The sequence below is a fragment of the Flavobacterium sp. RSP15 genome (genome assembly GCF_003968755.1).
Classification (GTDB): domain Bacteria; phylum Bacteroidota; class Bacteroidia; order Flavobacteriales; family Flavobacteriaceae; genus Flavobacterium.
In genome coordinates this window covers 37,022-44,633 of sequence record NZ_RYDL01000018.1, presented here as the reverse complement: position 1 = coordinate 44,633, position 7,612 = coordinate 37,022, and the positions used below count along the sequence as shown (strand labels likewise).

The window sequence follows — 7,612 nt, the reverse complement described above, 5'->3', positions numbered from 1 at the left end:
TACGAGATAAATTCTCGCTAAGCCCATAAATATATAGGATAATTAACTTTTAAAAGTTTTTTACCGGACAACAATGAAAAAATTTCAATTATGAAAAATAGTGTATTTATAGCTACTTGCGCTTTACTGTTATTTAGTTGCCAAAATCAGGCACAACCTAAAAAATCTGAAATAAATATGAACACAACTCCAATTGCAAAAGAAACCATTTATCAGTTTAAAGTAGAAGATTTATCAGGAAACAGTTTTGATTTTGCTTCTTTGAAAGGAAAAAAAATCATGATTGTGAATACGGCTTCAAAATGTGGACTGACACCTCAATACAAAGATCTTGAAGCTACATATAAAGAATACAAAGACAAAGGATTAGTGATTGTGGGTTTTCCTGCTAATAATTTTGCGTCACAAGAGCCAGGAACCAATGATGAAATTGCTACTTTTTGTCAAATGAATTACGGTGTTACGTTTCCTATGATGGACAAAGTTTCTGTAAAAGGAGAGGATATGGCTGCTATTTATCAGTTTTTGACTCAAAAATCTAAAAACGGATTACAAGATTCCACTGTAGAATGGAATTTTCAAAAATACCTAATCAATGAAAAAGGTGAATTAGAAAAAGTGATCGCTCCACGAACATTAGTAACGGATCCGGAAGTATTGAATTGGATTAAAGCATAATTTTATTTAACTAATTTGCTAATTATTATGTAAATAATCAAAAGAGATTTTCAGTCAAATGAAAATCTCTTTTTTTTGCTGTTTATAGTATTAATGTAGCTTCGATTAAATTTAACTATCAAGAAATTAAGTTACATTAAGAATCAGAGCTTTGTTTTTCTTAATTTCTTAATCGTTTATTTTTTTCCTTAGAATTTTTCATATTTGAAAATTTCGGCTACAGCTGCTTCGTAATTCCGAATACTCTGTGCTTTTTTTATTTTCTTTAAAACTTTGTGCGGATTTGAAAACGTAGCCGAAAAGTATTCCCATAAATGGTACATTTTTAGTAAAATATGTGTCGAACCAGAAAGTGATTCGCTATAAATAGCATACAAAGTATCGTGAAACGCACTGAATAATTCTATTTTGTTTGCAGGATATTCTGAAGTATTGTTTTTTATCATACTTGGTAAAAAAGGATCTGATATTAATCCTCGGCCAATCATCCAATGGTCAATGGTTGGGAAGCGTTGCTGCATTTCATGAAACTTAGCCACGGAGGTTATGTCGCCATTGTAATACAATTTATGCTTGGTGTTGTCAACACAATGCTGGAATGCATCTAGATTTACTCCACCTTTGTACAATTGCTTGCCAATACGCGCATGAATCGCTATGTTCTTGATTGGATAGGTATCTAAAATAGGTAAAACATCCAGTATTTCTTCACTGTTTTCATACCCCAAACGCATTTTCATAGAGACAATAATATCCGATTCAGTATGCGCTCTGTGAAGGATAGTATTTATTTTATCGGGATTGCTGATCAAGCCGGAACCCATACCAGACTTAGTAACCATAGGATACGGACAGCCTAAATTCCAGTTTAATTCTTTATATCCCAATTCTTGAACGTACTTGGCCACAAATAAAAATTCATCGGCATCGTTAGTTATCACTTGCGGAATAACTTCTAAATCAAGATTATTTTCAGTAAGCAGGTCTCGTTCATACGAAGGTTTTATTACCATCTTTCCGTGCAATCGAATATAAGGCGAGTAAAATGTATCAATTCCTCCAAAAAGTTTGTTTTGGGCATTTCTAAAACGAAAGTCAGTAAATCCCTGTAAAGGTGAGGAGAGTAAGGTGTAGTCCATGAAATTTTTAGTTGTGCAAATATACTATAAAGTGGCAAGTCTTAAAGTTATAAATTTTTTAAAGCCTAACATGTTTAATAAATAAACTATTATATGCTGGTACAAATTCAATTATTCTAAAATCAATTGCATAAAAACGGAACTCAACCAACGATCAAATTTATAACCAGATTCTTTAATAATGCCAACGGTTTCAAAACCATATTTTTTATGAAAAGCGATACTGCCTTTGTTTTCGGAGTCAATAACGCCAATCATAGTATGGTATTTTTGTTTTTTTGCCAATTGAATTAGTTCAGCCAGTAATAATTTCCCAACGCCTTTTCCTAAAAACTCCTCCGCAACATAAACAGAATGTTCTACCGTAAAACGATATCCTATTTTATGACGAAAAGTTCCGTAAGTAGCGTACCCGATTGTTCCATTTTCAGTTTCAGCAACAATAACAGGTAAGTCATTAGTTATTTTGTCTTCAAACCACAATTTATGGGTTTCAAAATCACGGGGCTCATAATCATAAATCGAAGTACTGTGCAGTATTTGGTGATTGATGATCTCCAATATTGTATCTAAATCGGTAAAAACAGCCGGTCTTATTTTGATTTCCATAAAGAATATATTTTGCTTCAAATTTAAGAAAAGTATTTAAGATTAGAAAAAAACCTTTACAACTTTGTATCTTTGTTTCTTTCAAACTAAAACAATGATTTACCCAAAAATACCTTTAGCACAAAGCATTATTGAAATCTGTTTGGCCAAAGGAATTACTACTATAATTATTTCTCCGGGTTCTCGTAATGCCCCGCTCACAATTGGTTTTGTAAATAATCCCGCTTTTCAATGTTACAGTATTGCTGACGAGCGTTCGGCTGCTTTTTTTGCATTGGGAATAGCACAACAAACCAAGCAACCAGCGGCTTTAGTGTGCACTTCTGGGTCGGCTTTATTGAATTATTATCCGGCTTTTGCGGAAGCATATTACAGCCAGATTCCTATGATTGTGATTTCGGCAGACAGGCCCCAAAGCAAGATTGATATTGGTGACGGTCAAACGATTCGGCAAGAAAATGTATTCGAAAACCATTCGCTTTACAATGCTAATTTGCATGAGGATGTTTTGGTGGCAAATAATTTAAAAATCAATGCGGCGATCAATACGGCGATCACTCAAAAAGGCCCCGTTCACATTAATGCGCCTTTTGAAGAACCATTGTATGAAACCGTTTCGGAACTTTCAATCGAAGTGAATAGTATCGCTTCCGCAAAAGTGACTCAGACGATTTCCATTGAAGACGTTTCGGAATTTGCAACAATTTGGAACAATTCCACTAAAAAAATGATTTTGGTTGGTGTGAATGCCCCAAATGCTATCAACCAAAAAATAATTGAGGCTTTCGCCAAAGACGCTTCGATTGTAGTTTTGACCGAAACGACTTCTAACCTGCATCACGATACTTTCATCAATACTATAGACACAATAATTACGCCTTTTACGAATGCCGATTTTGAAAATTTTCGTCCGGAAATTTTAGTCACTTTTGGAGGAATGGTCGTTTCAAAACGAATCAAGGCTTTTTTAAGAAAACACAAACCAAAACACCATTGGCATATTGATTCTTTAAGAGCTTACGACACGTTTGGCGCTTTGACCAAACATTTTGAAGCAGATCCAAATGTTTTTTTTGATACTTTATTGCCACTTACAAAAGCAACAGAAAGTAATTATTTTCAGCAATTAGACGCGGTTAAAGTGCTGCGAAAGCTAAAAGGGGATATTTATTTAAACAAAATTCCTTTTTCGGATTTTAAAGTTTTCGAAAAAGTGATGCAATGTTTACCAAAAAATAGTCAATTGCAAATCAGCAATAGTTCAGCAATCCGTTATGCGCAATTAGTAGCTGTTGATCCTTCAATTGAAGTATATTGCAATCGCGGTACCAGCGGAATTGATGGCAGTACCTCTACGGCTATTGGTGCGGCTGTTGCCAATGAAAAACAAACGGTTTTTATAACAGGTGATATAGGATTTTTGTACGACAGCAATGCATTATGGAACAATTACATTCCAAAAAATTTCAAGATTATATTGATTAATAACGGTGGAGGAGGGATATTTAGGATTTTACCCGGACACAAAGAAACACCGGTTTTTAATACCTTCTTTGAAACTTCACATTGTTTAACTGCGGAACATTTGGCTAAAATGTATGGTTTTGAATACTGTATTGCCAGTGATGAGGCGAGTTTAGCAATAAGTTTGACTGCTTTGTATGCTCAAAATGAAAAACCAAGTATTTTGGAAATTTTTACACCAACCTTGAAAAACGACAGTATTTTACTGCAATATTTTAAAGAGTTGATTTAATTATTTTCGGATCATTGATATTTAGCATTTATACTTAATTTATAAATGGGAAACAAAAAAAAACGTTTGCATAAGCAAACGCTTTTTTATTTATTGTTGTGTTGAACCATCAAGTACGATTCATTAATAAAAACGTGACTATAAATAATTACTTTAATTGTTTAAAACGTTCTAGTGTTTTAACGAATTGGCAAAGGGAAAACCGGTAAACTGGAATGTCCTAATGCATCAACTGCTTGAACAGCAAAGAAAAAATTGTCTTTAGAATATGGGATTTCAGCTTTAGTATCTTGTACAAAAATTGTTTTTTCCCAATGTTGTGATGCCGTTTCTCTGATAAGAATGTTGTATCCATAAACCGATTTCCCTTCAGGTGCGGTCCAAACTAACGTAGAAAAATTAGTAAGTTCCTTTACTTCAATTCCTACGTTTGTAGGCGCTTTAGGAGACCAAGCCAAATTACTGAACGTAGCCAAGTTAGAACAGGTTACTTTCTTCATGTATTCAAAGTCCATAAATTCTGCAAGATCGCCGTACTGGATGTTGTTTTCTTTTCGAACATCTTGATGTTGGTGGTCGTAGTTTTCGTTCATTTCACAAAAACGAACAGCTGTAAATCCATTTTGACTGAAAGGAGTATGATCCCCACCACGTAAGAAACGGTCGTTGCGATACACTAAATTAATATCCAGTTGCTCCACATATTGATTGGTAACCGTTTTGATGTATCGCGCTAGTTGTCTGGATGGACTGTCATTATCACGATTGGTCGATTTACGCATTTTTGACTCGGTTTCTGTCTCTAAGAATGGAATTGTTTCACTGAAAACGCGCACTTTAGTATTGTCTCGTAATAAAGTACCGCTGGATAAACTGTTTCCAATCATATCATTGTTGATCATGGCAATAACATTCCATTTTCCCTCTTTGGCAACATCCGCTAAATGCTTAGCTCCGTATAATCCTTGTTCTTCACCAACTACAGCCACAAAAATCAGTGTAAAAGGGAATTCTCTTTGGCTCATTATACGGGCCAGTTCCATCATGGCGGCTACTCCGGAAGCGTCGTCATTAGCACCTGGCGCATCAATTTTAGCATCCATGACATCCGAAGCACGGGAATCTAAATGGCCGCTTATAATTAATACACGATCGTCCGTAGGATCAGTTCCTTTTAAGGTTGCCATGACATTACCCAATTGGCTGTCGGTGGCAATACGTCTTCCATCTGCTTTGATGGTGAAAAAATCAATAACCGAAGTTAGTCTGCCGCCAGAAGCCAAAGCATATTTATCAAATTCCGATTTTACCCAACGTTGTGCCGCGCCAATACCGCGAGTGTTACTTTTTGTGTCGCTTAGGGTATGTCTGGTTCCAAAAGACACTAGTTTTCGGACCGTAGCTTCCATATTTTCCGATTGTACCTCAGCCACCATTTTTTTTATTTCGGGATCATCGACGGTGGTTTGTGCGTAATTGGCATGAGTAATGAATAATAGTAGGAACAAGCAGAGAATTGAGGTTGATTTCATCTAATTTTTTTTAGTTTTCTCAAAGTTAGGGAAAAGGAAAAGATTTTAGGCACAAAATTGTGCTTTAGTGTTTCATTGCTAGAACTTGCGCAATCGCTTTTTCAGCCAGAGGCGCCATTACCTGATAGCCCAATTTATTAGGATGTACTCCATCACCGGAATAGGCAGCTTTTAATCCGTTGCTCTCATTGACCATTGCTGAAAAATAATCCAGGTAGATAATTCCATTGGCATCAGCGTATTTCTTTAGTAATTGATTAAGCTCCATAACCTTTTCAGCCGGATTTTGATTGGGTTTCCAAGGAAAATCAAAAGCGGGTAATACGGAACACAAAATAACTTTGATCTGGTTTGCTTGTGCCAATTCAACCATCGAAATAATATTATTTTCAATCCTATCTAATGTTGTGGGGCCTGTATTTCCGGCAATATCATTGATTCCTGCTAAAATGAGTACTGCGGCTGGCTGTAAAGCAATAACATCAGCTCTGAAACGGATGAGCATTTGCGGGGTTGTTTGACCGCTAATACCCCTATTTATATATGGTTTTCCTGAAAAGTATTCAGAATTGGTTGCACTCCAGAATTCGGTTATGGAATCACCCATAAAGACAATTCGTTGTTGTCCAGCTGCTGGTGGTTTCAGCGCAACATTCTGCTCTTGGTATTTGCTTAAATTTGGCCAGTCCTGCGCCTGTATTGTTTCTCCCATAACGATTGATAAAAATAAGATGCTGTAAATAAATTGGATGTTTTTCATTTGTAACCGGATTAGAAATTTTGAAAACAGTAAATAAGTGGTAGTGCAGTAAAACGCAACAACCTTCCATTCTTATCCGAAAGATAGAGAAAAGGAAGGTTGATTTTATAGTGTATTGGTATTTAATCAAATAAATCGGAAGACAAATACCGATCGCCTCGGTCGCAAATGATAGCGACAATCACACCGGACTCTATTGTATTTGCTATTTTTAGTGCTGCAGCCACGGAACCGCCACTACTCATTCCTGCAAAAATGCCTTCTTCAAGTGCCAAACGTTTGGTCATAGCACGTGCTTCCTGTTCCGAAATTTCAATGATGGTATCTACTTTTGAAGCATCAAAAATTCTAGGTAAATATTCTTGAGGCCATTTTCTGATTCCCGGAATCTGCGAACCGTCGCTGGGTTGCGCACCAATAATTTGAATTTCTGGATTCCGTTCTTTCAAATACGTTGACGTTCCTATAATTGTCCCTGTAGTTCCCATTGCTGATATGAAATGGGTTACCGTTCCTTCCGTATCATTCCATATTTCCGGACCTGTGGTTTTGTAATGTGCTTTCCAGTTGTCATCATTAGCAAACTGATTGAGCATTATGTATCCGCCTTCGGCTACCTTTTTATCAGCATAATCTCTGGAACCAATTATTCCGGTGTCAGCAGGCGTTAGAATGACCGTAGCTCCATAAGCACGCATAGTAAGCGTACGTTCTATAGTGGAATCTTCCGGCAGTATCAATTCGATTTCGATATTGAATAACTGGGCAATCATTGCCAAAGCAATTCCGGTATTGCCGCTGGTTGCCTCAATTAACTTGTCTCCTTTTTTGATTTCTCCTCTTTCTAATGCTGATTTGATCATGTTGTATGCCGCACGATCCTTTATGCTTCCGCCTGGATTATTTCCTTCGAGTTTCAGTAAAAGTTTTACCTTGTCATTTTGTATCAAATGGGTAGATTCAACTAAAGGTGTATTGCCTATTAAATCTAGTATTGTTTGAGATTTCATGCTATTGGGTGTGTTGTGTTTGATTTGTAATAATCCGAGTATTGACTAAATTTGATAAGTATTCGTTTATAAAAACTATTTTTAACAAGCTTATTTTAAAAATAGCAACAACAATAGCAGAAAGGAAT

7 protein-coding genes are annotated in these 7,612 nt (G+C 36.0%); 2 read left to right on the top strand and 5 right to left on the bottom strand.

What is annotated here, in order from left to right; translation table 11 throughout:
• Positions 1-90: 90 nt before the first annotated feature.
• Positions 91-678 carry a glutathione peroxidase gene (locus tag EKM00_RS13810; protein WP_126516572.1) on the top strand — a complete coding sequence of 196 codons (588 nt, stop codon included), beginning with the start codon at positions 91-93 and terminating at the stop codon, positions 676-678.
• 188 nt (positions 679-866) lie between these two features.
• Here the strand turns inward: EKM00_RS13810 and EKM00_RS13805 are convergent, their stop codons facing one another.
• Positions 867-1,817, bottom strand: coding sequence for a tRNA dihydrouridine synthase (locus EKM00_RS13805; protein ID WP_126516571.1), 951 nt, complete (start codon positions 1,815-1,817; stop codon positions 867-869).
• Positions 1,818-1,928: 111 nt separating this feature from the next.
• A complete protein-coding gene (locus tag EKM00_RS13800; RefSeq protein ID WP_126516570.1) occupies positions 1,929-2,426 on the bottom strand; it encodes a GNAT family N-acetyltransferase in 498 nt (165 codons plus the stop codon).
• A 94-nt stretch (positions 2,427-2,520) separates the two neighbouring features.
• On the opposite strand from EKM00_RS13800, the gene menD reads away from it, so the two are divergent.
• Entirely contained in the window at positions 2,521-4,182 is a 1,662-nt protein-coding gene (gene menD, locus EKM00_RS13795) for a 2-succinyl-5-enolpyruvyl-6-hydroxy-3-cyclohexene-1-carboxylic-acid synthase (RefSeq protein WP_126516569.1), read from the top strand.
• A gap of 179 nt (positions 4,183-4,361) precedes the next feature.
• Here menD and EKM00_RS13790 read toward each other — a convergent pair whose 3' ends face one another.
• From EKM00_RS13790 to cysM, 3 genes are all read right to left on the bottom strand, one after another.
• A complete protein-coding gene (locus EKM00_RS13790; RefSeq protein ID WP_126516568.1) occupies positions 4,362-5,714 on the bottom strand; it encodes a M28 family metallopeptidase in 1,353 nt (450 codons plus the stop codon).
• 64 nt (positions 5,715-5,778) lie between these two features.
• The gene (locus EKM00_RS13785; RefSeq protein WP_233592308.1) at positions 5,779-6,474 is read right to left on the bottom strand and encodes an SGNH/GDSL hydrolase family protein; all 696 of its coding nucleotides are present in this window, start codon (positions 6,472-6,474) and stop codon (positions 5,779-5,781) included.
• A 122-nt stretch (positions 6,475-6,596) separates the two neighbouring features.
• On the bottom strand, positions 6,597-7,484 hold the full coding sequence (gene cysM, locus EKM00_RS13780) for a cysteine synthase CysM (RefSeq protein WP_126454514.1): 888 nt from the start codon (positions 7,482-7,484) through the stop codon (positions 6,597-6,599).
• Positions 7,485-7,612 lie beyond the last annotated feature (128 nt).